Source organism: Novosphingobium sp. BL-52-GroH, assembly GCF_044813085.1.
GTDB lineage: Bacteria > Pseudomonadota > Alphaproteobacteria > Sphingomonadales > Sphingomonadaceae > Novosphingobium.
Genome location: NZ_CP171149.1, coordinates 651,303 through 676,674, shown reverse-complemented (window position 1 = coordinate 676,674; position 25,372 = coordinate 651,303). Strand labels below are relative to the sequence as shown.

At 68.1% G+C, this 25,372-nt stretch carries 22 protein-coding genes; 8 read left to right on the top strand and 14 right to left on the bottom strand.

Annotation, left to right across the window (positions count from 1 at the left end; all coding sequences use genetic code 11):
• The first annotated feature begins 186 nt into the window (after positions 1–186).
• The 3 genes from ACFFDA_RS02960 (at position 187) to ACFFDA_RS02950 (ending at position 3,193) form a co-directional block, all read left to right on the top strand.
• Positions 187–1,296, top strand: a complete 1,110-nt coding sequence (locus ACFFDA_RS02960) for a CaiB/BaiF CoA transferase family protein (protein ID WP_404478110.1) — start codon at positions 187–189, stop codon at positions 1,294–1,296.
• A complete protein-coding gene (locus ACFFDA_RS02955) occupies positions 1,293–2,093 on the top strand; it encodes an HpcH/HpaI aldolase/citrate lyase family protein (protein ID WP_404478109.1) in 801 nt (266 codons plus the stop codon). The genes ACFFDA_RS02960 and ACFFDA_RS02955 overlap by 4 nt, the downstream gene beginning before the upstream one ends.
• A gap of 263 nt (positions 2,094–2,356) precedes the next feature.
• A complete protein-coding gene (locus ACFFDA_RS02950; protein ID WP_404478108.1) occupies positions 2,357–3,193 on the top strand; it encodes an IclR family transcriptional regulator in 837 nt (278 codons plus the stop codon).
• 44 nt (positions 3,194–3,237) lie between these two features.
• Here the strand turns inward: ACFFDA_RS02950 and ACFFDA_RS02945 are convergent, their stop codons facing one another.
• Genes ACFFDA_RS02945 through ACFFDA_RS02910 form a run of 8 tightly spaced genes read right to left on the bottom strand, consistent with a single transcriptional unit; the run spans position 3,238 to position 10,854 of the window.
• Positions 3,238–4,671 (bottom strand): aldehyde dehydrogenase family protein, encoded by a 1,434-nt coding sequence (locus ACFFDA_RS02945; RefSeq protein WP_404478107.1) that lies wholly within the window; start codon positions 4,669–4,671, stop codon positions 3,238–3,240.
• 17 nt (positions 4,672–4,688) lie between these two features.
• Positions 4,689–5,891, bottom strand: coding sequence for an LLM class flavin-dependent oxidoreductase (locus ACFFDA_RS02940; protein WP_404478106.1), 1,203 nt, complete (start codon positions 5,889–5,891; stop codon positions 4,689–4,691).
• A complete protein-coding gene (locus tag ACFFDA_RS02935) occupies positions 5,891–6,559 on the bottom strand; it encodes an LLM class flavin-dependent oxidoreductase (protein ID WP_404478105.1) in 669 nt (222 codons plus the stop codon). The genes ACFFDA_RS02940 and ACFFDA_RS02935 overlap by 1 nt, the downstream gene beginning before the upstream one ends.
• Complete coding sequence (locus ACFFDA_RS02930) at positions 6,556–7,413, bottom strand: phytanoyl-CoA dioxygenase family protein (RefSeq protein ID WP_404478104.1); 858 nt, start codon at positions 7,411–7,413, stop codon at positions 6,556–6,558. Before ACFFDA_RS02930 ends, ACFFDA_RS02935 begins: the two co-directional genes overlap by 4 nt.
• Positions 7,410–8,621 carry an FAD-dependent oxidoreductase gene (locus ACFFDA_RS02925; RefSeq protein ID WP_404478103.1) on the bottom strand — a complete coding sequence of 404 codons (1,212 nt, stop codon included), beginning with the start codon at positions 8,619–8,621 and terminating at the stop codon, positions 7,410–7,412. Before ACFFDA_RS02925 ends, ACFFDA_RS02930 begins: the two co-directional genes overlap by 4 nt.
• A gap of 1 nt (position 8,622) precedes the next feature.
• A complete protein-coding gene (locus ACFFDA_RS02920; protein ID WP_404478102.1) occupies positions 8,623–9,366 on the bottom strand; it encodes an arylmalonate decarboxylase in 744 nt (247 codons plus the stop codon).
• A gap of 55 nt (positions 9,367–9,421) precedes the next feature.
• Complete coding sequence (locus tag ACFFDA_RS02915; protein WP_404478101.1) at positions 9,422–9,988, bottom strand: carboxymuconolactone decarboxylase family protein; 567 nt, start codon at positions 9,986–9,988, stop codon at positions 9,422–9,424.
• Positions 9,985–10,854 carry an alpha/beta fold hydrolase gene (locus tag ACFFDA_RS02910; RefSeq protein ID WP_404478100.1) on the bottom strand — a complete coding sequence of 290 codons (870 nt, stop codon included), beginning with the start codon at positions 10,852–10,854 and terminating at the stop codon, positions 9,985–9,987. Before ACFFDA_RS02910 ends, ACFFDA_RS02915 begins: the two co-directional genes overlap by 4 nt.
• Before the next feature lie 249 nt (positions 10,855–11,103).
• Between ACFFDA_RS02910 and ACFFDA_RS02905 the strand changes: the two genes are divergently transcribed.
• Both ACFFDA_RS02905 and ACFFDA_RS02900 read left to right on the top strand, forming a co-directional pair.
• Positions 11,104–13,623 carry a TonB-dependent receptor gene (locus ACFFDA_RS02905; protein WP_404478099.1) on the top strand — a complete coding sequence of 840 codons (2,520 nt, stop codon included), beginning with the start codon at positions 11,104–11,106 and terminating at the stop codon, positions 13,621–13,623.
• Between the two features lie 86 nt (positions 13,624–13,709).
• A complete protein-coding gene (locus ACFFDA_RS02900) occupies positions 13,710–14,777 on the top strand; it encodes an alpha/beta hydrolase (RefSeq protein ID WP_404478098.1) in 1,068 nt (355 codons plus the stop codon).
• Positions 14,778–14,844: 67 nt separating this feature from the next.
• Here ACFFDA_RS02900 and ACFFDA_RS02895 read toward each other — a convergent pair whose 3' ends face one another.
• Together ACFFDA_RS02895 and ACFFDA_RS02890 are read right to left on the bottom strand one after the other, a co-directional pair.
• Positions 14,845–16,572 (bottom strand): thiamine pyrophosphate-binding protein, encoded by a 1,728-nt coding sequence (locus ACFFDA_RS02895; RefSeq protein ID WP_404478097.1) that lies wholly within the window; start codon positions 16,570–16,572, stop codon positions 14,845–14,847.
• 35 nt (positions 16,573–16,607) lie between these two features.
• On the bottom strand, positions 16,608–17,459 hold the full coding sequence (locus ACFFDA_RS02890) for a phytanoyl-CoA dioxygenase family protein (RefSeq protein WP_404478096.1): 852 nt from the start codon (positions 17,457–17,459) through the stop codon (positions 16,608–16,610).
• Positions 17,460–17,632: 173 nt separating this feature from the next.
• On the opposite strand from ACFFDA_RS02890, the gene ACFFDA_RS02885 reads away from it, so the two are divergent.
• On the top strand, positions 17,633–18,976 hold the full coding sequence (locus tag ACFFDA_RS02885; protein WP_404478094.1) for an LLM class flavin-dependent oxidoreductase: 1,344 nt from the start codon (positions 17,633–17,635) through the stop codon (positions 18,974–18,976).
• A 139-nt stretch (positions 18,977–19,115) separates the two neighbouring features.
• Here the strand turns inward: ACFFDA_RS02885 and ACFFDA_RS02880 are convergent, their stop codons facing one another.
• Genes ACFFDA_RS02880 through ACFFDA_RS02865 form a run of 4 tightly spaced genes read right to left on the bottom strand, consistent with a single transcriptional unit; the run spans position 19,116 to position 22,878 of the window.
• Complete coding sequence (locus ACFFDA_RS02880; RefSeq protein ID WP_404478093.1) at positions 19,116–20,027, bottom strand: polysaccharide deacetylase family protein; 912 nt, start codon at positions 20,025–20,027, stop codon at positions 19,116–19,118.
• Between the two features lies 1 nt (position 20,028).
• On the bottom strand, positions 20,029–20,802 hold the full coding sequence (locus tag ACFFDA_RS02875; protein WP_404478092.1) for an SDR family oxidoreductase: 774 nt from the start codon (positions 20,800–20,802) through the stop codon (positions 20,029–20,031).
• Positions 20,799–22,238, bottom strand: a complete 1,440-nt coding sequence (locus tag ACFFDA_RS02870; RefSeq protein WP_404478091.1) for an MmgE/PrpD family protein — start codon at positions 22,236–22,238, stop codon at positions 20,799–20,801. The genes ACFFDA_RS02875 and ACFFDA_RS02870 overlap by 4 nt, the downstream gene beginning before the upstream one ends.
• A 1-nt stretch (position 22,239) precedes the next feature.
• Entirely contained in the window at positions 22,240–22,878 is a 639-nt protein-coding gene (locus ACFFDA_RS02865) for a cysteine hydrolase family protein (RefSeq protein ID WP_404478090.1), read from the bottom strand.
• A 207-nt stretch (positions 22,879–23,085) separates the two neighbouring features.
• On the opposite strand from ACFFDA_RS02865, the gene ACFFDA_RS02860 reads away from it, so the two are divergent.
• Together ACFFDA_RS02860 and ACFFDA_RS02855 are read left to right on the top strand one after the other, a co-directional pair.
• Complete coding sequence (locus ACFFDA_RS02860; protein WP_404478089.1) at positions 23,086–23,910, top strand: alpha/beta fold hydrolase; 825 nt, start codon at positions 23,086–23,088, stop codon at positions 23,908–23,910.
• Positions 23,907–25,292, top strand: a complete 1,386-nt coding sequence (locus tag ACFFDA_RS02855) for an MFS transporter (RefSeq protein WP_404478088.1) — start codon at positions 23,907–23,909, stop codon at positions 25,290–25,292. Before ACFFDA_RS02860 ends, ACFFDA_RS02855 begins: the two co-directional genes overlap by 4 nt.
• Positions 25,293–25,372 lie beyond the last annotated feature (80 nt).

Genomic DNA, 25,372 nt, shown 5'->3' with positions numbered 1-25,372 from the left:
CCAAGCGCCGCGGCAGGGCACTGACCTCCTTCATTTGGTCGCATTGCGGCCAAAGGCCAGTTCGGTTGCGATCGGTTTCGGGCATCGGGGTATCGATCGCGTTCCCCGTTTGCGAGGTTCGTCCGTGGAATTGCGTCGATACGATCCGTCTTACTCCGCTCTATGTCCCGCGGGGACGGGCCGCGTATGAGCGTGCGCCTTCCGCTGGCGGGCCTCACCATCATCGCCATCGAACAGGCGGTGGCGGCGCCTTTTTGCACCTCGCGCCTTGCCGACGCGGGCGCCACAGTCATCAAGGTAGAACGTCCCGAAGGCGATTTCGCGCGCGGGTACGACGATGTTGCCAAGGGGCAGAGCAGCTACTTCGTCTGGCTCAACCGGGGCAAGCAATCACGCGTCATCGACATGGCGAGCGCCGGGGGCAAGGCCGAACTCGCAGCGCTGCTGGAAGGCGCGGACGTGCTGGTACAGAATTTGAAACCCGGTTCTCTCGCCCGCCTGGGCTTCGACCCGGCGGACCTGTGCCGCGCTAACCCGCGCCTGATCGCCTGCTCTATCAGCGGCTACGGCGACACCGGGCCGATGGCGGACCGCAAGGCCTACGACCTGCTGGTCCAGGCCGAATCCGGGCTCGCTTCGATCACCGGCGGTCCGGACGAGCCGGCGCGAGTGGGCATCTCGGTGGTCGATATCGCTACCGGGGCGACCGCGCATGCCGCCATTCTCGAGGCCTTGATCGGCCGAGGGATCACCGGCCAGGGCGCGGACATCCGCGTCTCGATGTTCGACGTGATGGCCGACTGGCTGACCGTGCCGCTGCTCCACCACGAAGGCGGAAAGCCGCCCCGGCGCCTCGGCCTCGCGCATCCCTCTATCGCGCCCTACGGCGTTTTCGCCACGCGTGAAGGGACGCCGCTGCTGGTCTCGATCCAGAGCGACCGCGAGTGGGCGAAGTTCGCCGCCGCCTTCCTCGGCGATGCCGGGCTTGCCGCGGACCCGCGCTTCGCCACCAACGTCGCCCGCGTCGCCAATCGCAGCGAGACCGATGCCGTGGTAGCTGCCGCTTTCGCCACGATGGACGAGGCCAAGGCGCGCGCGCGGCTGGTCGAGGCCGACGCCGCCTTCGCCGGGGTCAACGACATGGCCGCGCTGTCCGCGCACCCGCTGCTGCGGCGGCTGGAGGTCGAAACGCCGGCAGGCCCTGTCGCCTATCCCGCGCCTGCACCGGTCATCATGGGCGAGGATCGCCACTACCGCCCCGTTCCGGCGCTCGGCCAGTCGGAAGCGCAGGCGTGAGCCCCTTCGTCACCCCCGTCGCCCCGCTGTTCGTTCCCGCCGACCGGCCGGAACGCTTCGCCAAGGCCGCGGCGAGCGGGGCCGACGCGGTGATCCTCGACCTCGAGGATGCCGTCGCGGCCGATCGCAAGAATGCCGCCCGTGCCGCGCTCTGCTGCGACTTCACCGACAAGCCCGTCTTCGTGCGCGTCAACGCCGTGGGCACGCCCTGGCATGACGACGACATCGCCGCGGTCGCACGTCTGCCGTTCGCGGCGATCATTTTGCCCAAGGCCCAGGTTGCCGCAGAGGTGGCGAAGCTGGCGGTGGCCATTCCCGTCATCGCGCTGATCGAGACGGCGCGGGGCATGGCCTCGGTGCGAGAAATCGCGCTGCGCGGCGGTGCGTCGGCGCTGGCGCTCGGCACCGTGGATTATGTGGCGGACCTCGGATGCGAACATACGCGCGACGGGCTGCTGGCGGCGCGCAGCGAGGTCGTGCTGGCTTCGCGGCTTGGCAGCCTTGGCGCGCCGCTGGACGGAGTGACGCTCGATGTTCGCGATGTGGGTGCGGCGCGGGACGATGCGCGCCACGCCCGCAGTCTCGGCTTCGGCGGCAAGCTTGCCATCCACCCGGCGCAGGTTGCTGCGATCATCGAAGGCATGGCGCCCGAGGCGGCCGAATGCGATTGGGCGCGGCGGGTGCTGGACAGCGGTGAGGGCGCCGTCGCGCTGGAAGGTATGATGATCGATGAGCCGGTGCGCGCGCGTGCCCGCGCGATCCTCAAGCGGGCGCTGGCGGTGTCGACGCGGCTCTAGCCTTCCGAGTCGCCTGCGATAGTGCGGCGCAGCATTGCGGGCGCGGCCTGTCTCGCTGACTTGCAGGAAGTGCATCGCCATTTCGCCTTGCCGGCGAAGCATTGCTGCACGTGCGAAATACGCGCTTGCACGCGGCTTGCTTGGATCGCATTCTGGCCCCGGTTGATCGGCAGGCGAACATACCTGTTTCACGGCTCAGGATTGTGACGTCTTGATGAAAACATCCCGTCATTGATCGGGGTCAAACAAGCGGGGTACACGACGTGGAAGGAGCACATATTCGTTCTATCGGGCGGGCTCTTGCGGTGCTGCGCGCGGTGAACCAGCAGGGCGCCATGTCCATGATGCAGATCGCCAACGCGGTCGGCATTCCCTACCCGACCGCCTGCCGGATCGTGCACACGCTGCAGGAAGAAGGCATGCTGGAGCGTGAGCCGACGCGGAAATATTACCGTCCGACTGCTCTCGTGAACGCGCTCTCGCACGGCTACCAGGACCATTCCGACCTCGTCGGTATCGCACGGCAGGAACTGGAGGCGTTGACCGCGAAGCACTTCTGGCCGGTTTCGCTCACCACGTGGGTGGGCCAGCACATCCTCGTGCGGGACTGCACCCATGCGCTCTCTCCGATGGCGCTGACCAACTACCAGCCCGGCGCCAGCTTCCCGCTGGTGGAATGCGCCTCGGGTCACGTCATGCTCGCCTTCAGCGAGGAGGAGCAGCGCCAGAGCTGGCTCGACGCCTCGGAGAACTTCGACCTCGCCCCCGACCAGCACACGCTGCTGCGCCTTCGCGAACCGGGCTTCGCGGCGCAGGTGCGCGAACAGGGCTATGTCCTGCGCGGCTACAACCAGTTCACCAATACACCGGGCCGCACCTCGTCGATCGCGGTTCCGATCTTCAGCGAGGGTGAGGTCTGCGGCGCGCTTACGCTGGTGTTCTTCTCGGTCTCGATGAAGCAGGAAACCGCGGTCGAGCGCTATGTGCCGGACCTCAAGAAGGCGGCGCTGGCGATCACGGCGAAGCTGGCGGGGCAGGATGGCGGCGCGGTGCGGCCCATCGAAACGCACGGGACGATGGCGCTCCACGCCGGGATCTGATGGAACCGTCGTCGCGGACTCGATCCGGGACGACGCTCATCGGCTCAGATCGTGATGTGGAGGCTGCGCACTTCGGTGTAGCTCAGCAGTTCCTCGAGGCATTCCTCTCCGCCGATGCCGGAGTTCTTCACGCCGCCGAACGGCGCGCCGACGTAGTGCATCTTCGAGCCATTGATGTGGGTCACGCCGCTCTCGATCGCGCGCGCGGTGCGGAGCGCGGCGGAGATGTCCTGCGTGAACACGCTGGCAGTGAGGCCGTAGGGCGTGGCATTGGCCATTTCGATCATCGCGGCCTCGTCGCTCCAGCCCTGGACGGTCATGACCGGGCCGAACACTTCCTCGCGCGCGATGGTGGCGCCGAGCGGAACATCGGCGAACAGGGTCGGCTCGACGAACCAGCCCTTGTTGAGCCCGGCCGGGACGCCGCCGCCGAAAGCGACGCGGGCCTCGGCCTTGCCGGCCTCGATCATATTGCGGACCCGATTGCGGTGGGGCCCCGAGTTGAGCGGGCCCATGTCCGAGGCCGGGTCGCTGGCGTCGCCGACGTGGATGGCGGCGAGGCGCTCCTCCAGCCGGCGGGTGACCTTGTCCTTGAGGCTGTCGTGGACCAGCACGCGCGCGGTCGAGCCGCAGCTTTGACCGGCCCAGGCGAAGTTCATGCCGGCGACCGCAGCGTCCGCTGCCTTGTCCGCATCGGCGTCGGCGAAAACCACCAGCGGGTTCTTGCCGCCCAGTTCCAGCGTGACGTGCTTGACCGTCGCCTCTGCGGCGGCGCGCTGGATGGCGAGGCCGGTGGCGACCGAGCCGGTGAAACCGATGCGGCGCACTTCGGGATGGCGCGCGATGGCATCGCCTACCGGAAGCCCGTAGCCCGACACGATGTTGACGACGCCTGCGGGCAGGACCTCGGCGCAGATCTCGGCGAAGATCGCAGCGGAGAGGGGGCTGGTCTCGGGCGTCTTGAGCACCACGCAGTTGCCTGAAGCGAGAGGTGCGGCGCAGCTGGCGGTCGCGAACATGAAGGGGTGGTTGAACGGCACGATGCGGCCGACGACGCCGTAGGGCACGCGCAAGGTCATGTGCATGTTCGGCGAAAGCGCGGCGTAGGTATCGCCCTTGATCTCGGAGATGAGGCCGGCGAAATACTCGAACTGGTTGGCCGACTTGAACATGTCATTGGCGAGATTGCCGATGGTGTTGCCGCTGTCGGCGGCCTCTACGGCGACCACTTCCTCTGCCCGCGCACGAACGGCGGCGGCGAGGGCCCGCAGCATGTCACGCCGCTCCCAGATCGAGGTCTGGCCCCAGCTTTTCTGCGCCTCGCGCGCCGCTTCGACGGCGGCCGCCACGTCCTGGGCGGTGCCGGCGGGGACACGGCCGATCAGTGCCTCGGTGGACGGATCGGTGCAGTCGATCCACTCGCCCGAACCGTAAGTGAGCTGGCCGCCGATGAGCATGGGGCGATCGCCGTAGAGCATCTTGTCGTGTCCTAAATTCAGGGCCGCGACAGGCCGAGGTGGCCGCGCAGCGTGGTCTCTTCGTAATCCTGCCGCACCCGTCCACGCTTGCGCAGGATCGGCACGACCTCGTCGACGAAGGCGGGCACGCCTTCCGACTGGACCGGGAACATCAGGTTGAAGCCGTCGCAGGCACCGGCCGCCGACCAGTCGTCCATCATGTCCGCCAACTGCTCGGGCGTGCCGACGAAGGAGTGGTGGGCGCGCACGCGGGCCTGGCGACGCAGGTATTCGCCCAGGGTCGGTACTTGGCCATCCTCGCCGATGAGGCGGGCGGGGTCGCGCATGCCGCTGAGCACGCGCGGGGCCTGGCGGATGTCGTCCATCGGCAGCGGGGCGTCCATGGCGTAGCCCGAGAAGTCCATGCCGAACTGGTCGCCGAGCATGGCGAGCTGGATGCGCGGGTGGAGCAGTTCGAGATAGCGGGCCTCGTTGGCGCGCGCTTCCTCTTCGGTTCCGCCCAAGATCGGCGCGACGCCGGGCATGATCCGCACGCCAGCGGGATCGCGCCCGACATCGGCGAGCATCGCGCGCAGTTCGTTGCGGAAGACGACGGCCTTGTCGCGGTCGGAGGCGATGGTGAACATGACCTCGGCGATGCGCGCGGCAAAGTCCTTGCCGGCGGGCGACATGCCGGCCTGTACGCGCACCGGCTCGCCCTGCGGCATCGCGGGCATCGCCTGCCACGCCTTGCGCACGGTGTCGACGTAGCCGGTGGCGCGGGTGTAGCGTTCCTCCTTGCCCGGATGCTCGCGCATCGAGAAGTTGGCGGCGGCGCGGTCGGCACCGGTCGTGACGATGTTCCAGCCGACCCGGCCCGCGCTCAGGCGGTCGATCGTCGCGAGCTTGAGGGCCGTGGCGCGCGGGTCGGTGTAGGTGGTCGAGTAGGTGCCGACGAAGCCGATCTTCTCCGTCACCGCCGCCAGCGCCGGGATCAGCACGAAGGGGTCGAGCGTCGGGAAGGCCAACGCACCTTCGTGGCGGCCGTCCAACTCGTAGGAATAGAGAATCTCTGCGAAGAAGATCATGTCCAGCTTGCCGCGCTCGGCATGGATCGCAAGCTGCCGGTAGTACTCCAGCGAGGTCAGGTCCTCGGCTGGCGTCGGTGACGAGCGCCACGAACCGACATTGTGACCATGCCCCATCAGGAACAAGCCCAAGGCAATGCGTCGATCGGACATCAGCGGTTGCCCAGCACCGAGGGGAAGGGCGCCGTCTGCGGGGGCACGGCTGCCTGCAGTTGGTCCGGGACTTCGGCAAGCGAGACCTGCCAAGTGGTTCCTTCGTGAAGGATCAGGTCGGCCAACTTCGCTACCTGCCCTTCGTCGGCGAAGGCGACGAGCGGCACGCTGCCCTGCGGGGGCTGCGGGATGTTGAGTGGGCCTTCGACCTGGAAGTAGGCGCCTTCGTGGCCGATGGCCCGGACTCTGATGGGGTCGGAAAGCTGGCCGCCTTCGATGTCGGCCACGAGCGCGTCCGCGTCCCAGCTGGTGAGCAGGGCCCGCACGGTGTCTACCAGTTCGATGCTGCGTTCGGGATCGGAGCCCGGCGCGATCCGCCAGGCGGCGCGGCCCTTGCTCATGAAGTCGAGCGTGGCGAGACCGCGGGCCAGCGTGAAAGGCTCCACCGTGTCGGCCTCGACCACGGCGCAAAGGCCGATCCGGTGGGTGCGCGCGGCGCAGAAGGCCGCCATGGCGAGCCCGTCGAGCGGGTCGGCGCGGTCGCAGTTGCCGACGAGGACGAGCGGCCATCCGGCGGCGTCGAAGGCCTCGATCGCCTCGATCCAGCGCTGAAGGGTGCCGCTCATCAGGTCGGCGGGGACCACCACGGTACGGGTTGGCAAGTTCATGTCTCTGCGTTCTCCCAGCGCGCCGGCGACAGGCCGGGCGCGGCGCGGTCGACCGCCTTGCGCTCGGTATCGAATTCCCACGCGAAATCGGTGCGGTTGCGGTCCGCGACCATCGGCATCAGCTCCGTCGGCACATGGCGCAGCTGCTCGGGCGACCAGTTCGGCACCGGGCCATAGGGCCGCGCCCAGGCGGGGCGGTAGTCGATCTCTATCATACCGCGCGTCTGCTCGGTGGTGTTGGGGCCGACGCCGTGGAACAGCCGCGTCGCGAAGACGAAGGCGTCGCCGGCCTTGAGCGGCACCGTCACCGCGTCGGGATGGTCCTTGTACCGCCGATAGGGCTGCGCATCCGAATGCCAGCAGATGTGCGAGCGCGGGATGATCTTGAGCGGCGAGCGCTCGGTACCGGTATCGTCGAGGTAATACAGCACCCGCAGCCGCAGCGGGCAGCTTTCCAGCCACTGCGAATAAGTCGAGCCGAAGGGCTGGAAATCGGTGTGGTATTCCAGCTCGGGCGCGCCGGGGTGGCTGAGGATGTAGAAGCTATGCATGAACACCAGGTCCTCGCCCATCAGCGCACGCGCGAAGGGGAGGACCTGGGGGTTGCCGATCAGCCGCGCGGTCTCGGGGCCGTGGGTGTGCGGCGGGATCTTGGCGAAGGCCGGCTTGTCGGTGAAGAACGAGGGGCGCATGGGGAGCGTCTCGTACTCAGACTTGAGCGCGGCGATGTCGGCGGCCGACAGCGCATCGCCGATGATGACGAAGCCCTCGGTCTCCAGTTGCCGGATGCGTTCCGGCCCGGTCATGGCAAGGCAGGCATCGCGGATCGGCGAATGCGCGTCGAGTTGGCTCATGGGATCGAGTTCGCCTTGTTGAAACCTTCGATCATCGCGGTTTTCAGCAGAAACGCGCGCGTGGCAACCGGATCGGCGGCGATGCGGCGGAACTTCTCGCGCTCGGCGGCGGCGGCCTCGTGGTCGGTTTGTTCAAGCGACTCCTTGTTCTCGATCGTCATCGACTGCAGCACGGCCTGCGCAGCGAAGCGCCTCTGGCGGTCGTAGAGGTCGAGCGCGGCTTCGTCCCCCGTCTCCTTCCAGGCCGCCAGTGAGCGCGCGAGGTTCTCGGCGTCGTGGATGCCGAAGTTCATGCCCATGCCGCCGAGCGGGTTGTTGAGATGCGCCGCGTCACCCGCCAGCAGGATGCGGTGATCGCGGAAGGACGAGGCGACGCGCTGGTTCACCGTGTAGAGATTGGTGTGGACGACGTCGAACTCGCGGCCCGGGCCGATGAAGCGCTCCATGCGCGCGCGGCAGTTTTCGAACGAGGTCAATTCGGCCTCGACGTCGGCCGGATCGGTCGGGAAAACGGTGCGCCATAGCCCGGGCGGGCCTTCTGCGGGCACCTTGAACACCGCGCACCATTCCTCCGGGTCCGAGACGTAGTTCGAGAACGCATAGCCCTCCGCCTCGAAGTCGAAGTTGGTGGTGATGACGAGGAAGCGTTCGGCGTAAGTGAAGCCCTCGAAGGCGAAGTCGCGTGACTTGCGCACCACGGAGCGCCCACCATCGGCGCCGACCAGCCACTCGGCGTGATAGCTGTCCTTGTCGGTGGTGATCGAGACGCCGTTTTCGTCCTGCTCTATCGAGACGATTTCCTCGCCCTGGCGCAGTTCGAACAGCGGGTTTCCGGCCAGCTGGCGGCGCACGATGTTGACCAGCTTGTGCTGCTCGCACTGGAGGCGGAAGGGGAAGGTGGTGTCATCCTTCAGGATGCCAAGGTCGAACTCGGCGATCTTGCCTTCGGTGCGGTCGCGGCGCTGCCATTTGGCGGCGACGATGCCCTCCTCCATGAGCTGGTCGGTGACGCCGGACGGCGCCAGCATTTCCAGCGTCGGTGGGTGGAAGGTGGCGGCGCGCGGGTCGGTCGCGTCGCCGGTCGAGCGTTCGATCACCAGCACCGGAATGCCGTGGCGCTCGACGAGGAACAGCGCGGCGCACATGCCCGAGGGGCCGGCGCCCGCGATGATGACGGTTCGGCGTTCTTCGCCGGTCTTGATGGTCATGTCAGAATTCTTCGAGAAGGCGGCCGTAGCCATAGATTTTGTCGTCCAGTCCCATGCGGCGCAGCGCGTTCCAGTAGGTCAGCGCATTCATCGAGAGGACGGGCTTGCCGAGCCAACGCTCGGCTTCGGCGGAGACGGCCATTCCGGCCAGGTTGGTGCCGACCTGGACGATCGCGTCGACGTCGTCGCCGTCGAGTTCGCGGTAGGCTTCGCGCACTTCGGCCTCGGTGGTGTGGGCGATCATGCGCGGGGTAGGGCACTTCAGGCCCTTGAGGCGCACGACCGAGTAGCCGGCTTCCTCGAGGTAGTCGGACACCACCTTGTCACCGCGCGGCTGGTGCGGGGTGAGTACCGCGATGCGCTTCGCCTTGAAGCATTCCAGGGCCGCGAGCAGGCTTTCGGACCCCATCGAGACGCCGACGCCTGCCCGTTCCTCCAGCGACAGGCGCAGTTCCTCGGCCTTGGCGGCCCCGCCCCAGAAGGCTTCGAGCGCCACGCCCATGATAAGGTGCTGCGGCGCGCAGGTCATGACCTGGTCGACCGCCGGACCGATGCCCGAACGCATCGCCTCGACGTGCTCCGCGAAAGCGTCCTCGGTCGTGATCTTGCGTTCCGGAATCGAGATGCGCGCGATGTGGTTGGTTACGCCGCGCGGCCTGAGGGCCTCACACTCGGGCTGGACCGAAGTGTTCGTTGACGGCATCACGATACCGATGATGCCGCGCCAGCCAAGACAATCTACCATGCTTTCCCCCGTAGCGGATGGCCTTGTGTAATGGCCGTGCGGGGGGCGCCCTGCCTCAGTCGTCTGGATTATGCCCGCTAGCCGAATAGGTCCCCGGCGCGCCCGCGAAAGGAGCCTCGGCATGGACACCCGCGAGATTGATGGTGAGGCATATGGTGGTGAAGAAGCCGGTCAGCCCGACCAGTTCGACCAGCGCGCGTTCGCCCAGAAGCTCAAGCGCGGCGGCGTGCTGCGAATCGTCGACGCCTCCCTGGGCCAGCAGCGTGCGGACGAGGAGGAGCGCGGCGTCTTCCCGCGAATCCAGGCCGGCAAGCTCGGTCTCGTTCGCCGCCAGTGCGGTGACGAGGGCTTCGTCCAGCCCGGCCTTGATCGCCAGTCCCCGGTGGCTGGCGAAGGCGGAGGTGCAACGCCAGTGCCGCGCGGTGGCCAGGATGATGACCTCCCGCAGCCGCGCATCGAGAACCGATTCCTTCGCCAGATACACGCGCACATGCTGCAGCGCTTCCCACAGGCGCGGTGCCCGCAAAAAGGCGGGGTAGGGGCCGGTATGCGTGGCGCGTTCGCTCATGCGCTGCTGGTCTTCGTCGAGGTCGGCGTCGGGGATCGGCGGGAAACGGGTCACGCGAGGGTCTCCAGGAATGCGAGGATCAGGTCTGCCGCGTCCCGGGGGGCGTCGGCAAGGAGCAGGTGGCCGGTATCGTGAATGACCGTGCGGCCCCGGCAATCGGGCAGGAGTGCCGCGATCGCCTCGGCCATGGCGGCCGGGAGGTAGGTGGATGCCTCCGACCAGAGCACCAGTGCCGGTACGGCGACCCGCGGCAGCGTGCGAGCGAGGAGGTCGGGTTCGAAGTGGCGCAGGCGCAGGGCGCTTTCCGCCTCGCGACCGGGAAGCTCGCCATAGTCGCGCGCGGCGGCGGCGATGGCGCCGAACTCGGTCGGGGAGTGGGGTCGCTTGAACAGGCCGCGCAGGCGATCGGCGTACCAGTTCATGGAGCCGGTGCGGTGCAGTGCGACTTGCGGCGAACCCGCTGGTACGGCGCGGTCACGCGGCATGCCGCTGCTGGTAGCGAGCACGAGTCCCGCCATGCCACCGGTCGACTCGGCGGCGAGAAGGCAAGCCGGGATGCCGCTGTGTGACTGGCCGACCAAAACATGGGAGCCGAGGCCGCGGTGCTCGACGAAGGCCCGCACCAGCGAGGCATAGCGCGCCGCGCAGTAGTCTTCATCGCCGAACGCACCGCTCAGGCCATGGCCCGGCAGGTCGAGGCGCACCACGCGCGTCCGCTCTCCAAGCCGCTCGGCGAATGCATCGAAGTGGCTGGCGCCCAGCCATTGCGCGCTGAGCAACAAGACCGCCGGCAGGCCGTTGGCGTAACCTTCGTCGATCCAATGAACGTCGCAGCCATCGATCGCCGCGAAGTGCGAGTTGGCGACCGCTCGCTCTTTTCGCAGTTCCCCAAGCTCCTTGCAAAATGCACTGCTTCCCATTTCGAGGTCCGCCTGTCGGTTGGTTGGATGGTGCCGCGTTACGGAGCTACCCGCGCGCGCGAAGCCGACGGCGGGGCGTTTGATCGGCAAGCGAACACGCCGTGATCGCAAGTGGTCGTTTCGCGGGCAAGTGACAGTTTCGTCGCAAGGACAAGCCGGGGCCGCACTGCCAAGAACAGGCGAGCACATCGGCCGCGGGAGGGATCGGTTCAGGTTTCACAGGTTCAGCGGATCAAGAGGGATAGCGCCATGCGCAAGTCGGGAATTTCTATTGCACTTCATACGGGCGCCGCGGTTGCCGCGATGCTCGCCTCGCCGCAGGTCATGGCGCAGTCCGCCGAGGACGCTTCCGCCAACGATTCCGCGGTCGAGACCGGGGGCGGCGTCATCATGGTGACCGCCCGCAAGCGCCAGGAATCGCTGCAGGATGTGCCGATGGCGATCACCGCCTTCTCCGCTGCCAAGATCGAGCGTGCCGGCATCAACAACATCCAGGGCGTCATCAAACAGACTCCCAGCCTCCAGTTCGACAAGGGCTTCTCGCCGCAGGACAACCGCGTGTCGATCCGCGGCCTTCCGGGCAACTCGGGCCGTCCCTCTGTCGCCATCCTGATCGACGGAATCGACTATACGACTGAATCCATCGCCACCGCGGGCGGCGGCAACCTGATGGACCTGCGCCTGTTCGACTTCGAGCGCATCGAAGTGGTCAAGGGCCCGCAGTCCGCGCTCTACGGCCGCTCAGCCTTCGGCGGCGCGATCAACTACGTGCCCAAGGAGCCGGGCGACGAGTTCGGCGGATCGATCGGCGGCGAACTGGGACTCTATGGCCGCGCCGAAGTGAAGGGCGCGCTCGACTTGCCCGTCGACGAGACCCTCTCGCTGCGCGTCAACGGCGTCTACACGCGCGACGGCGGCTATTACCGCAACTCCGTCACCGGCAACAAGCTGGGCGGGTACGAGGCGTTCGGCGGCTCGGTATCCGCCAAGTGGGAGCCCAACGACGCCGGCAAGATCATCGCACGCGTGACGTATGCCGACGACCACGAGGAACAGCGCGCAGCCAAGTACTACGGCCGCGCCAACGGCGTCTCGACGCAGCTCGCGACGCCTGCGGGCGTCATCGGCCAGCGCATCGGCAGCGGGACAATTCCCGCCTTCGTCTACGGCTATGCCAAGGGCTACATCTACAACGAGGACGTGCCCGTCGCGATCAGCGCCGATCCCAAGGACCCGACCGGCAAGATGGACTACCCGGGCGCTCACACCAAGAACATCTTTGCCACCATCCACGGCGAATACGACCTCGGTTTCGCGAACCTCTCGTCCTGGACCGGCTACGCGCGCTCCAAGGGAACGACCGTTTCCGACGTCGACTATTACGGCCAGGTGCTCAGCCAGACCACGCTGCCTGCGCCGGGCGGCCTCGGCGAATATTCGTCGAACGGTTACAACGGGTTCTGGCAGTTCGACATCAGCACCAAGACCACGCAGCTCAACCAGGAGTTCCGCCTCTCCAGCATGGACGGCGGGCCGTTCCGCTGGGCCGTGGGCGGCCTCTACTGGTGGGAGAAGGTCGAGCAGCTCGACCGGCGCCTGCTGAGCTACACGCTGGGCGCCAATGCCTCGCCGTGGCTGAACGTCTCGCAGCTTGGCGGTCGATCTCCGATCGCGGGCAAGGTCGGCCGCACGTCCGAGCACGTCTCGGGCTACGGCATGCTCGAATACGACATTCTCCCCACCCTGACGGTCAGCGTCGAAGGCCGCTACGCCAAGGAAACCTACGACTACCTGTTCGGCCAGACGGTGGCGATCGCGGGAACGGGTGACCTGACGCAGGGTCCGCGGCCGATCGTCTACGTCGGTTCGAGCGGCAAGGCCTCGGCCTCGACCACCTACTTCGCGCCCCGCGGCATCCTGAGCTGGAAGCCCGACACCGACATGATGTTCTACGCATCGGCGGCGCGCGGCGTGAAGCCGGGCGGGCTGACGCAAGTCGGCACGGTGGACAAGGACCTCGGCACCTACAAGCCGGAGCGCGTGTCGAACTACGAGATCGGCGCGAAGCTGACCTTCCTGAACGGCAAGGGCTATCTGAACCTCGCCGGGTTCCACATGGACTACACCGACAAGCAGGCATCGACGCTGGTGCCGGTGGACCTGTCGATCAGCTCGCAGGGCGCGCTCAGCGTCACCACGAACGCGGGCAAGGCGACGATCGACGGGCTGGAGGTCGAGTTCGGCGTCGAGCCGGTGCGCGGCCTGACGGTCTCGGGCGGCTACACCTACCTCGACGCCAAGTACAAGGACTTCGTCTACAACTCGACGTCCACTTTCGACCCCGCGCGTACCGGCAGTTGCACGATCAGGACCGTCGGCACGACGCAGGTCTGCGAGACCAGCCTTTCGGGCAACGGGATCGAGGGCGCGTCCAAGCATAGCGGCACCGCGACGGCCAACTACACCACGGCGCTCACCGGCGAACTGGACGGCTTCGTTGAACTGAGCGGTACCTACCGCGGCCCGCGCTGGTCTGACCCGTACAACGCGTGGAAGCTGCGGCCGATCACGCTGGTGGATGTCAAGGTCGGCATCAGCTCCGACAAGTACAACCTGACGTTCTACGTCGACAACCTGCTCGACAACCGCCGTATCCAGTCGGCCACCTCGCTGCTGGACGTCGCGGCGGGCAGCTTCGGCCCGCTGAACATGGTCGCCTACCTGCCGGACCCGCGCCGTGCGGGCGTGCGGTTCAACTACAACTTCTGACGACAGGGCAACCGTACCCGTCGCTCCCGCCGCGCGGGGGCGACGGGCCGGGCGTAAACGCAACGACCTCATCCGGAGATGGCGCGATGGTGAATTTCAGGTCCTGTCGCATCGGGTGGGGCATCAGTACCGGACTGGCCTTGGGGCTCGGTGCGCCTGTATGGGCGGCCGACGATGCGCCGGGCAGTGTGCAGGTGAGTGCGGGAACCATTCCCTTCTCCAGTCAGGCCTCCTCCGAAGCCCGCGCGGCGTTCGCCCGTCGCCTCGCGGAGCCGGGGATCAACGCCGCCAAGGAGCCCATCGCCAAGGTCCGGGCCTCATACGAGGCACGCGACAAGCTCACCCTGGCGAAAATGGCGGCGCTCTATCCGGTCGAGGTTCGACAGGCGCGGATGGGCGGGGTCGAGGTGCAGGTCGTCAACCCGAAATCGGGCGTTCCCGCCGCCAATCGCAAGCGCGTGCTCATCAACGTCCACGGCGGCTCGTTCCTGTTCGGCTGGCCCAGCGGGGCGCTCGTCGAGTCCGTGCCGATCGCGGCCGTCGGCGGCTTCACCGTCGTCACCGTGAACTACCGTATGGCGCCCGAACACAAGTTCCCCGCCGGCAGCCAGGACATCCAGGCGGTCTACCGCGAACTGCTCAAGACTTATCCCGCCAGGGGCATAGGCATCTACGGCTGCTCGGCCGGTGCGGTGCTGACAGGCGAGGCGGTGGCGTGGATCGACCATGCCGGCCTGCCAATGCCGGGGGCGATAGGCACATTCTGCGGCTCGGTCGAGGGGACCGGTGGCGACAGCCAGTACACCGGCTCGCTGCTCAACAATTTCCCTCTGCCGACGACGGTTCGGCCGATGACGCAATCGGGCAATGGCTATCTCGACGGACAGTCCGATGCCGACCCGCTGGTCATCCCGGCGCGGTCGGCCGAACTGCTCAAGCGTTTTCCGCCCTCTTTGCTGATTACCAGTACGCGCGACTTCGCGATGAGCAACACGATCACCGCCCACCGCGATCTGGTGAAGGCAGGCGTCGATGCCGACCTGCATGTCTGGGACGGGCTGTGGCACGCCTTCTTCAACGACCCGGACCTGCCGGAATCGCGCGAGGCCTATGCCGTGATCTCGCGGTTCTTCGCGAACCATCTCGCGCCTTGAACGCCCAACCTGGGTGCGGCGCCTGACGGCCCGGACTTTCGAGTCCGGGCCGTTCGTTTGTCTGGCCTCAGCGCAGGTCCATCACGTGGTGCGCATCGAGACTGGAGCGCAGGTCCTCGAAAGTCACCATCTGCAGGCGCGGGTCTTTCTTGCGGACTTCGCCGGCATCGGGATCGGTGATGACGTTGACGACCGTCGCCCTGCCACTGGCAAGGGCGCTTGCGATCGCAGGCGCCAGATCGGCAACCGCCTCGACCTTGACGCCGTCCGCGCCGAAGCCCTGGGCGACGAGGTGGTAGTCGCACTGCCCGAGCACGCAGTTCACAGTGGTGCCCAGGCGCGTAAGCAGGGCGTTACGCTCGGTGCCCCAGTTGCCGTCGTTGGAGATGATGCAGGTCAGCGGCAGGCCATCGACGACGGCCGCGTTGAATTCGCCTGGGTAGAAGCCAAACGAGCCGTCGCCCGTGACCAGCACGACCGGGCGCAGGGCCTCGCCCGTATCCTCGGCCAGTTGCCGTGCGCCCGCCGCCGCGCCGACGGCGAGCGGGGTGCCGATGCCCATCGAGCCGAGCGGATAATGGTCGAGGTAGCACCGCTCCGAACGCATCCGCATCACCGCCGACATCCAGTTGTAGACGTCGGCCCCGTCCGCCACGAAGATCGCTTCGGGCGGCAGCTGCTCCATCAGTGTTCGCGCGATGGCGTAAGGGTGGATGGGACCATCCGTGTCGCGGCCAAGCTCGTCGACGCGGGCCAGGCGTTCTGCCAGGGCCTCGCCGACCCATTCGCGCGTGAAGGCGGCCTGTCCGCGCCCGCGCAGGGCCTCGAGCAGCATCTCGACGCCGAGGCAGGCATCGCCCTGGATCGGGATCTCGACCGTGCGGGTGCGGCCGATCTCGCCCGCATCGATGTCGATCTGGGCGAAGACGGCGGCTTCCGAAAAGCGCGGTGCCATGCCGTAGCCGATGCGTTGCTGCAGGCGGATGCCCACGGCGATGACGAGGTCGGCACGCTTCGCAGCCACCTGCGTGAGCGCCCAGGGATAGCCGTGGTCCATGTCCTCCGCCACCAGCCCGCGGCCTAGTGCGTGGCCGAAGACGGGGAGGCCGAACTCCTGCGACAAGGTGCGCAGCGCCGCGCCCGCGCCCGAGAGCGCCGCGCCGGCGCCCGCCAGCACGAGCGGCCGCTTGGCGTTGCCGATCGCCTCGGCCAGCGCCTCGATGGCTTCGGCGGCGGGCTGGGGCGGGATGGGCTTCAGCTTGCGGCTGCGCACGGCTGCGCCGGCCTTCAGCGCCTCGCCCTCGATGTGGGTGGGAATGCCCAGAACGGCGACGCCGGGACGGCCCGAAGTCGCCTGGTGGAAGGCGGCGTTGAGGTATTCCTCCAGCCGGTTCACGTCGGTGACGGTGCGTGCCCACTTCACGAAGGGCTTCACCATGTCGAGCCCGTCGTTGGTCTCCTCGGACATCGATTCGCTGCTGCCCTCGTTCACCGAGGCGAGCAGGACCACCGGCGAGCAGGCGAGCTGTGCGGTGCGGATGCCGCCGAGCGCGTTGGGCAGGCCCTGGTGGCCGGCGATCATGGCGACGCCGGGCAGGCCGGTGACGCGCGCGAAACCGTCGGCACCGGCCACGGTCGAGTTCTCGTGGCGGCTCGGGACGATGTGGAAGTCGGTGCCTTCGAGGTCGCGCAGCAGCGGGGCGTGCGCGGCGCCGGCAAGGCAGAACACGGTGCGCAGGCCCTGCTGGCGGAACACCTCGATCATGGCTTCGCCACCGGTGCGGGGAGTGGTCATGCTGTTCATCTTTCTGTTTATCGAATGTCTCTGGATCAGTCAGCGCCGGGCATCAGGCCGGCATAGTCACCCTCGCGCGCGTCGAAGGTCTGGCCGAGCATGTCCTCGGCCTTGCCGGCGTTGCGCGGGCGCAGGAAGGGCAGGGCGCTTTCCGGCGCCTTGGCGAGGTCCGCCTCGTCCCATTCCTTCACTTCGCCGGCGCAGCGCGCCCACAGCGGGCGGTAGGCGAATTCGAGCATGCCCCGGCCCTCGTTGCCGAGGTGCGGGTGGGTGCCGTGGAACGCCTTGACGTTGAACACGATCGCATCGCCCGCCTTCAGCGTGATCGTGCGCATGTCCTCGTGATGATCGTAGCGTACGTAGGGATTGGCGACCTCGTGAACCGACAGGTGCGAGCGCGGGACGATCGTGAACGGCGCGCGGTCCAGCGTCAGGTCGTCGAGATAGAGCAGCACGCGCAGCGTCGCGGGCGAACTTTCCTCCCAACCTTTCTGCGGCGAACCATAAGGCTGGTAGTCCGAATGAAGCGCGAGGCCGGGAACGCCTGGTCCGCTGGTGATGTAGTGACCGAGCATGAACACCACGTCCTTGCCCAGCGCCTTCTCCAGCAAGGGCACGAGGCGCGGGTTGCCGATCATTTCGGCGAAGGCCGGGCTGTGCCACTGGGGAGGAGCCTTGGCAAACTTCTGGTGCTCCGAATAGGGCGCCGTGTTCATCGGCAGGTCGGCCAGCTCGGCGCGCACGGTGTCGATCTGGCTTTGAGTGATGAGGCCGGGCACGATCACGTAACCCTCTACCGCGAGGTGATCGTCCTGCCGCGCGAGGTCCAGCGCGCTCCAGTCCGTTTCGACGAGGCGGACGGGGCCGCGCGTTGTATAGGTGGTCATGGTCGACTCCCTGAGGGCGTTGTCGTCCCCGTCAGAGCGCAAACCGGGGTGCGCCGTCATTCCCTTGCCCCGCCTTATTCGGCAAGCGAGCACGAAGGCGCAAGGCCCCTGCCCATGCAGGCGGCTTGCGGCGAAGACGCGTGCAGACAAGTCTATTCCCAGCCGCAGGAGCCATGATGTCCGCCCGCAGCCTCCGCCTCGCCGCCATCCTTTCCGCGACCGGCAGCCACATCGCCGGCTGGCGCCACCCCGACTGCCCCGCCGACGGGTCGTTCAACATCGCCCGCTACGTAGAGGAGGCGCAGATCGCCGAGGCCGCGAAGTTCGACCTCGTTTTCCTGGCGGACAACTACGCGCTCAAGCAGGCGAGCAACGAGGAGCTGAGCCGCACCTCGAATTCGATCGCGATGCTGGAGCCGATCACCGCGCTGTCGGCGATGGCGATGGTGACCAGGAACATCGGCCTCGTCGCGACGATGTCGACCACCTACTGCGAGCCGTTCCACGTCGCGCGGATGTTCGCCTCGCTCGACCACATCAGCGGTGGGCGCGCGGGCTGGAACCTCGTGACTTCCGCCAATCCGGCCGAGGCGCTCAACTTCAACCGCGATATGCAGGCCGACCACGATGCCCGCTACGCGCGCGGCGACGAGTTCGTCGACGTGGTGCGCAAGCTGTGGGACAGCTGGGACGACGCCGCGTTGGTGGCCGACAAGGCGAGCGGGCGCTACTTCCGCCCCGAGGCGCTCTCGCCCGTGAACCACAAGGGGACGCATTTTTCGGTACGCGGGCCTCTCAACGCGCTGCGTCCGCCACAGGGGCATCCGGTGATATTCCAGGCGGGCTCGTCCCCCGCCGGCATCGCGCTTGCCGCGCGTTCGGCGGACTGCGTGTTCACCCAGCAGCGCTCGATTCCGACGGCGCGGGATTTCTACCTCAAGGTCAAGCAGGCGGTGGCCGCAGCCGGGCGCGATCCCGATACGGTACGCGTGCTGCCCGGCCTGGTGCCGTTCGTGGGAGAGACGGGCACGGAGGCGCAGGCGAAATTCGACGCGCTGCAGAACCTCGTCGATCCTTCGGTCGGCATCCAGATCCTGACCGCCGTGCTGGGCGGGAAGGTCGACCTGTCGGGCTTCGACGTCAACGGTCCGGTGCCCGAGATTCCGCCCAGCGACGGCATGAGCACGTTCCAGGCCAACCTTCTCGCCGAAGCGCGCGAGGAAGGGCTGAGCCTGCGCGAGTTGTATCTGCGCTATGCCGCCGGGTTCGGGCACTGGCGGGTGATCGGGTCGGTCAAGGAGGTCGCCGACCTCATCGAGGAAGCCTTCCACGCCGAGGCGGCGGACGGCTTCGCGATCTCCTCGCCGATGCTGCCGGGCTCGCTGGGCGACTTCGCGACGATGGTGGTGCCCGAGTTGCAGCGGCGCGGGCTGTTCCGGATGGAGTACGAAGGTGAGACACTGCGCGACCGGTTGGGATTGCCGAGGCCGCTGCGGGTCGATCCGGCGAGGGGATAGGGCCTTGGTGTCGTCCCGGACTTGATCCGGGACCGCTGGCCGGGCCGCGCCCAGGCATCGGCGAGGCCGGGCCGTGGGGCTGCCAGAAAGCGTCCGCCTGAAGATGGCCAGCGGTCCCCGTTTTCGCGGGGACCGCGATTTACGCCACGGGCGTGTAATTCGCCGCAAGCTCCCGCTCCGCCGGATCGCTCGCCCCTTTGAACCAGTCGGCGATCTGGCTGCCGGTCATGAACACGGTATCCTCGCGAGCCTGCAGCAGGTCGAGCATCCGCTCGAACCAGGCGAAGCGATGCGGCACCGAGATCAGGTGCGGGTGCAGGCCGAGCGTGACGATGCGCGGACCTTTCTCCAGCTCCGGTGCATAGGTTTCCAGCGTCTGCACGAGGCGGTCGTGCATTTCGGAGGAGGAATGCTTCTCCACCGCGTAGATTACGCTGTCGTTGATTTCCAGCGAGTAGGGCACGCCCACCATCGCGCCATCGGCGGTCTTCATCCACACCGGCAGGTCGTCGAGCACCCAGTCGCAGCAGTAGCGGATGCCCCTGGCGGCGAGGTGGTCGAGAGTGTCCGCGGTCTGGCGCAGGCCGGGTCCAAGCCAGCCGGCGACGGGCTTGCCCGAGAACGCGGCGATCTTGTCGATGGCGGCGCCGAGCAGGTCGGCTTCGCTGTCCTCGGCGGTGAGGGCGCGCTGGTGCATGCCGTGGCCCATGAACTCCCAGCCGGCGTCGACCACCGCCTGCGCCAGGGCGGGGTAGTTGTCGATGACGCTGGCGTTGAAGGCGCAGGTGACAGGGATTCCCCGGCGGCCCAGCGTCTCGAACAGCCGCGGCATCCCGCAGCGCATGCCGTATTCGGCCCAGGAAAAGTTGGGAATGTCGGGCACCGCCTCGGCGCCGTGGGGCGCGGTCAGGAGCTTTCGCGGCATCGCGTGGTCGAAGCGCCAGTTCTCGATGTTGACGACGATGTGGACGATCAGGCGCCCGCCCTCGGGCGGCGCGATCGGCTTGCGGTCGCTGGCGAGCTGGAAGGGTACGCGCGGGTTGGTCGACACGTCAGATCCTTTTGGTGGCGCCGCCGTCGGCGGTGAGCGAGGTGCCGACCAGCATGTCGGCGGCGTCGGACAGCATCATCGCGGCAAGTCGGCCCATCTCGTCGGCGGCCGCGATACGGCCCAGCGGCTGGGCGGAGAGAAGCTCGGCCTCGACCTCGGCGGCAGGACGGCCCTGGCCCCGCGACAGGCGTTCGACGAGCCCATCCCAGCGATCGGTGCGAGTGGGCCCGGGGTTGAGCGCGTTGATGCGGATGCCGTCCGCCGCGATGTCCTCAGCCAGGCCACGGATCACGGCGAGGCAGGCAGCGTTGGCGGCGGAGCCGGGCAGCATCGCCTTGTTGGCCTGCACACCGTTGTTGCCGACGATCACCAGGATGCGCCCCGATCCGGCCTTGCGCATCGCCGGCACCAGCGCCCGCAGCGCGCGGATCATGCCCATGAACTTCAGTTCCAGCGCGCTCGCCCAGACATCGTCGCCGAGGTCCGTGAACGCGCCGCCCTGCGCCGCGCCGGCACTGATGACGGCGAGGTCGATCCGGCCGTAGCGCGACAGCGTCGCCTCGACCGCGGCCTCGGCATCGCCGGCGCAGGTGAGGTCGACGGTCAGGGGCAGCGCCCCGGGGATGACGGAGAGGCTGTCGTCTAGCGCTGCGCGGCTGCGCGCCGTCAGGGCGAGTGAAACGCCCTCGCCGTGGAGGGCGCGCGCCGAGGCGGCGCCGATGCCCCGGCTCGCCCCGAAGACGAGGCCGGTGCGCCCCTCGAGCCCGAGGTTCATGCGCCTACACCGTCGAGCGCGCCCCAGTTGGTGAGTTCGACCAGGGCGCCCGCGTCAGGCGCGGTTTCCAGCGACCAGACGAGGTCGAACACCTTCTGCTGCTGCTCGGGGGTGAGCAGGCCGGCGGCGTTGTCGGCGAACTTGCCCTGCAGCTCCTCGTCCGAAAGCGGGTTGTGCGGGCTGCCGCGATAGGCCTCGTTGGCCCAGCGCGCGACCTTGCGGCCATCCTTGGTGACGATCTCGACGCGCGAGCGGATGCGGTCCCAGCCCATCGCCTCGATCTCCTCGCTGAAGTGCGTCTCGATGCGGTGCTGCATCGCCTGGCAGGCGTCGGAGGAGACGAAATCGTCGGTGAACTCCTCCTTGCCGCAGCGGTTGCGCAGGGCGATCGCGGCGAGCAGGAAGGCGAAGGAGAACTTGCCCTCCAGTTCGGTCTTGGCGATGCGGTAGCGGATCGGGCCGAGCACGTTGGAACCGGCGTAGAGGCCGACGCTCTCGATGTCCTGTGCGGCGATGCCTTCCTCGGCCATGAGCAGCGCCATCGCGTCCATGCTGGGGTGGGTGAGCACGCCCGAGGGGTAGGGCTTGATGCTGACGCCGGGCGAAACCATCGTGAAGGGCGCGCCGAACTTCTCGACGACCAGTGCGGGGTCGCCGCCGGGCCCTGCGATGGTAAGGTAGCCCCACTTGCCGTCGAGCGCCTCGGTATTGGCGCTGAAGCCCTGGCGGGCGAGCAGGGCGGCGGTGACGCCGTTCTCCGCCGCGCGGCCGACGTGGAAGGGCTTGGTCATCGTGCCGAAGTTGGCGCGGATACCGGCCGAGCACGAGGCGGCGATGCCGATGGCGCGCGCGGTGGTCTCCTCGTCGAGGTCGAGCATCCGGCAGGCCGTCGCGGTCGCGGCGAAGGCGCCGATCGTGCCGCTGGTGTGGAAGCCGCGCATGTAGTGGTCGGGGTTGATGGCCTCGGCGATCTTGCAGCCTACCTCGAACCCGGTGGCGAAGGCGGTGAGGAAGCGTGCGCCGTCGACGGGCTTGCCGGTCTCTCGCGCCACCATGTCGGTCAGGGCCATGGCGGCGGCGAGCGGCGGCATCGTCGGGTGCATGAGCAGGCCGTAGGGGCGGCCCGGACCCTCGGCGAGCTGCGTGTCGTCCCAGTCCATCGCGTGCCCGGCGGTGCCGGTCCACAGCGCGGCGAGGTGCGCGGGAAGGCGGTGGCCAGCCGCGCCCATCGGCCGTGCGTCCGCAACGCCGCCGAGCGAGAGGATATAGCGGCCGAGCGGCGCCATGCCGGGTTGCTGACTACCACCTAGCGCGACGGCAAGGCCGTCCAGCACGCAGCGGCGCGCGAGGCGCAGGTGTTCGCCGGTCAGCGCCGCGGGGGTCATGCCGCAGGTGAATTTGACCGCGGCTGCCGTCAGCGAGAGAGTTTCGGTCATATTATCGTTCCCAGATTGTCAGGATGTCTTGAAGGGGCGGGGTCACGCCGAAGCGGTGACGCACGTTGGCCAGGGCGGCCTCGTGAAGGTCCTGGTCCCACGAGGCGCAGGTCTCGGGCGGCACGACGACCGCGTAGCCCAGCTCGAAGCCGGCGCGGAAAGTAGTCTCGACGCAGACGTTGGTGGACACGCCGGTGACGATGATCGTGCGCACGTCGCGGGCGCGCAGCAGCAGGTCGAGGTTGGTGGCGGTGAAGGCGCTGTAGCGGTGCTTGTGGATTTCCAGCTCGCCGGGGAGCGGGGCCAGTTCCTCGATGAACTCGGCGCCCTCGGTCCCCGCGATGCAGAGAGTGGGCGAGGAGACGGTCGCGCCCTTCCGCTTCCACAGCCAGGTATCGGAATCGCTGCCATTGCCGGGCAGGGTCCAGAAACCGACGTGGGCGACCGTGGCGCCGGCTTTCCGTGCTCCATCGAGCAGGCGGCGGATTTCCGGAATGGCGCGGTTGGCGGGGCCCATGTCGCGGCCCGCCTCCTCGGCGCCGAAGCCGGGGGTACAGAAGTCCTTCTGCATGTCGACGATGAGCACGGCAGTGTGCTCGGGCGCGACCTGAAGGGTCAGGGTGTCCATCGCGGGGCGCATCAGGCGGCTTTCCCGTCCATTTTCGGTCCAGTGGTCATCAGCTTGGGATCTCCGGCAGTCCCGGCCAGACAAAGCCGCAAAGCGTGCGGGCCGGGAGGGACCGCGCGAGGAGTGACCGGAGAGCGAACAGCGGGCGGCCTGACCATCAGGCGATCACAGCGAAGGCTTGAAATCCGAAGGGCTATCGCGTGATGTAGCGTCCGCCGCATGCACGCGTTCATCGCCCACCACCTCCCGCACGACGGGCTGTCGTTCCCGGTCATCGAAACCGGCAGCGGCAATCCCCTGGTGCTGCTCCACGGCGGCGGATCGCGGGCTGCGCATTTCATGCCGTTGATGCGCCACCTGTCGTCGCAGTACCGCGTCATCGCCTATGACCAGCGAGGCTTCGGCGCCAACATGGTGCCCCCCGGCACCCCCATCGATCATCCGCTCTGGGCGCGCGACCTGCTCGGCATGCTGGACGCGCTGGGGATCGAGCGGGCGCCGGTGCTGGGCTGGTCGCTGGGATGCTCAGTGGCGATCAACGCCGCCGCGCGCTCGCCCGAGCGGATCGATGGCCTGGTCCTCGTCGGGGCCCCCGATCCTGCCCGGCCGGTCGACGTCGCTGCGCTGCGCCGCCGCCAGTCGGAATACGGCGCGCTGGATTCCGAGGAACTCGGCCGGCGTGCCCGATCGGACCTCGCCGGGCAGCTCGCGCCCGATTTCGCCGACGACACGGCGATCCTCGACGCGCTGGTGGCGGACCGCATGGCCGCCAGCCCGGCGATGCAGGCGCGCGTGATCGACGCCTACGCTACCCGCCCCGACCTGCTGGCGGCAGCGCGCCTCGTGCGCGTGCCGGCACTGCTCGTCACCGGCGAGCACGACCGCATCAGCCCGCCCTCGTCCGGCGCCGCCATGGCCCGTGCCCTCGGCGCTCCCGATCCCGAGATCGTGGCCGGCGCCGGCCACTACATCGCCGCCGAGAAACCCGAGGCGCTCGCTCACATCGTTGCCCAGCTCCTGCCTTCCACGAAAGCCCGCCCATGACCCAGACCGCAACGCTCGCCCGCCCGTCCCGGGCGCGCACGCCCTATCCGCCGCTCGGGCTGTGCCTTGGCTTCGGGGTGGGTACGTCGGGCATCTCGATCCTGCTCAATACGGTCTCGGTCTACTTCCCGGCGCTGATGGCGACAGTGCTGGGAGTGGACCCGGCGGTGGCAGGCACGCTGGTGATGCTCTCCAAGATCTACGACGCCTTCGCCGACGTCGCCATCGGCGCGTGGAGCGACAAGGTTCGCGCGCGGCTCGGGCGGCGGCCGTTCCTGCTGGCCGGGGCGCTGGTCTCGTTCACCTCGCTGCTGATGATCTTCCTCGCGCCGCCGATGGGCGAGACCGCGCTGATCGCGTGGATGGCGGCGGGGCTCGTGATCTACTCGACCGGCTATTCGCTGTTCAACGTGCCCTACCTGGCCATGCCGTCCGAGATCACCTCGAACAATGCGGAGCGGCTCAAGCTGATCTCGTTCCGCACTGCGTTCATCGGTGTCGGCCAGCTGACCGCGCTGGCGCTGAGCGCATGGCTGATCCAGGCGGGCGGCGGCGGTCGCACCGGCTATGTCATGATGGGCTGCATCATGGCGGTCCTGGCGCTGGCGACCATGCTCGGCTCGTGGTGGGGCACCCGCGGCGCCAGGACCGACGCGCCGGCGGGCACGCCGCACCGGCTTTCGGCCGCCGACTTCCGCTCTCTGCTGGAGAACCGGCCCCTGTTCATCCTGCTTGGCGCCAAGCTGTGCCAGTACGTCGCCTTCGGGGTGCTGATGCCGATCACGCTGTTGTTCCTGCTCAACGTGATGAGCGTGGGTTATACCGGCATGATCCATCAGTCGGTGGTGCAGAACGGCGCGGTGTTCCTCTCGATGCCGGTATGGATGCGGATCGGCCGCAGGGTCGGCAAGCGCAACGCGTACCTGCTGGCCCAGGCGATCATGATCCCCGCCGTCCTGACGTGGTACTGGGCCGACGCCTCGACCGGCTATCCCGGCATCTGGTGGCGCTCGGCGGTGTTCGGCTTTGCCTCGGGCGGGGCGCTGCTGATGAGCACCTCGATGCTGCCCGACGTGATCGAGTTCGACCGTCTCAAGAACGGCGTCGAGCGTGGCGGTGTCTTCGCCAGCCTCTACTCGGTGAACGAGAAGCTGGGCTTCGCCATCGGCGCGCTGGTGCTGGGCTGGGGGCTCTCGGTCGCGGGCTACATCGCGACGAAGAACGGCGCACTGGTGGAGCAGTCGGCGCGGACGATCTCGGCGCTTTACGGGATCAAGACCCTGGTCCCGGCGGGTATGCTGCTGCTCGGCGCGGCCCTGCTGCTGTTCTACGACCTCGACGAGCCCAAGCTGGACGCTCTGCGCGAGAAGAAGGCGGGCTGACCGGCAGACGAACACGCCTGCGCCGGCACCTGCCGCGCCCCGCGCCATGGCGCCATCATGCCGCTTCGTAATGCCCCCGA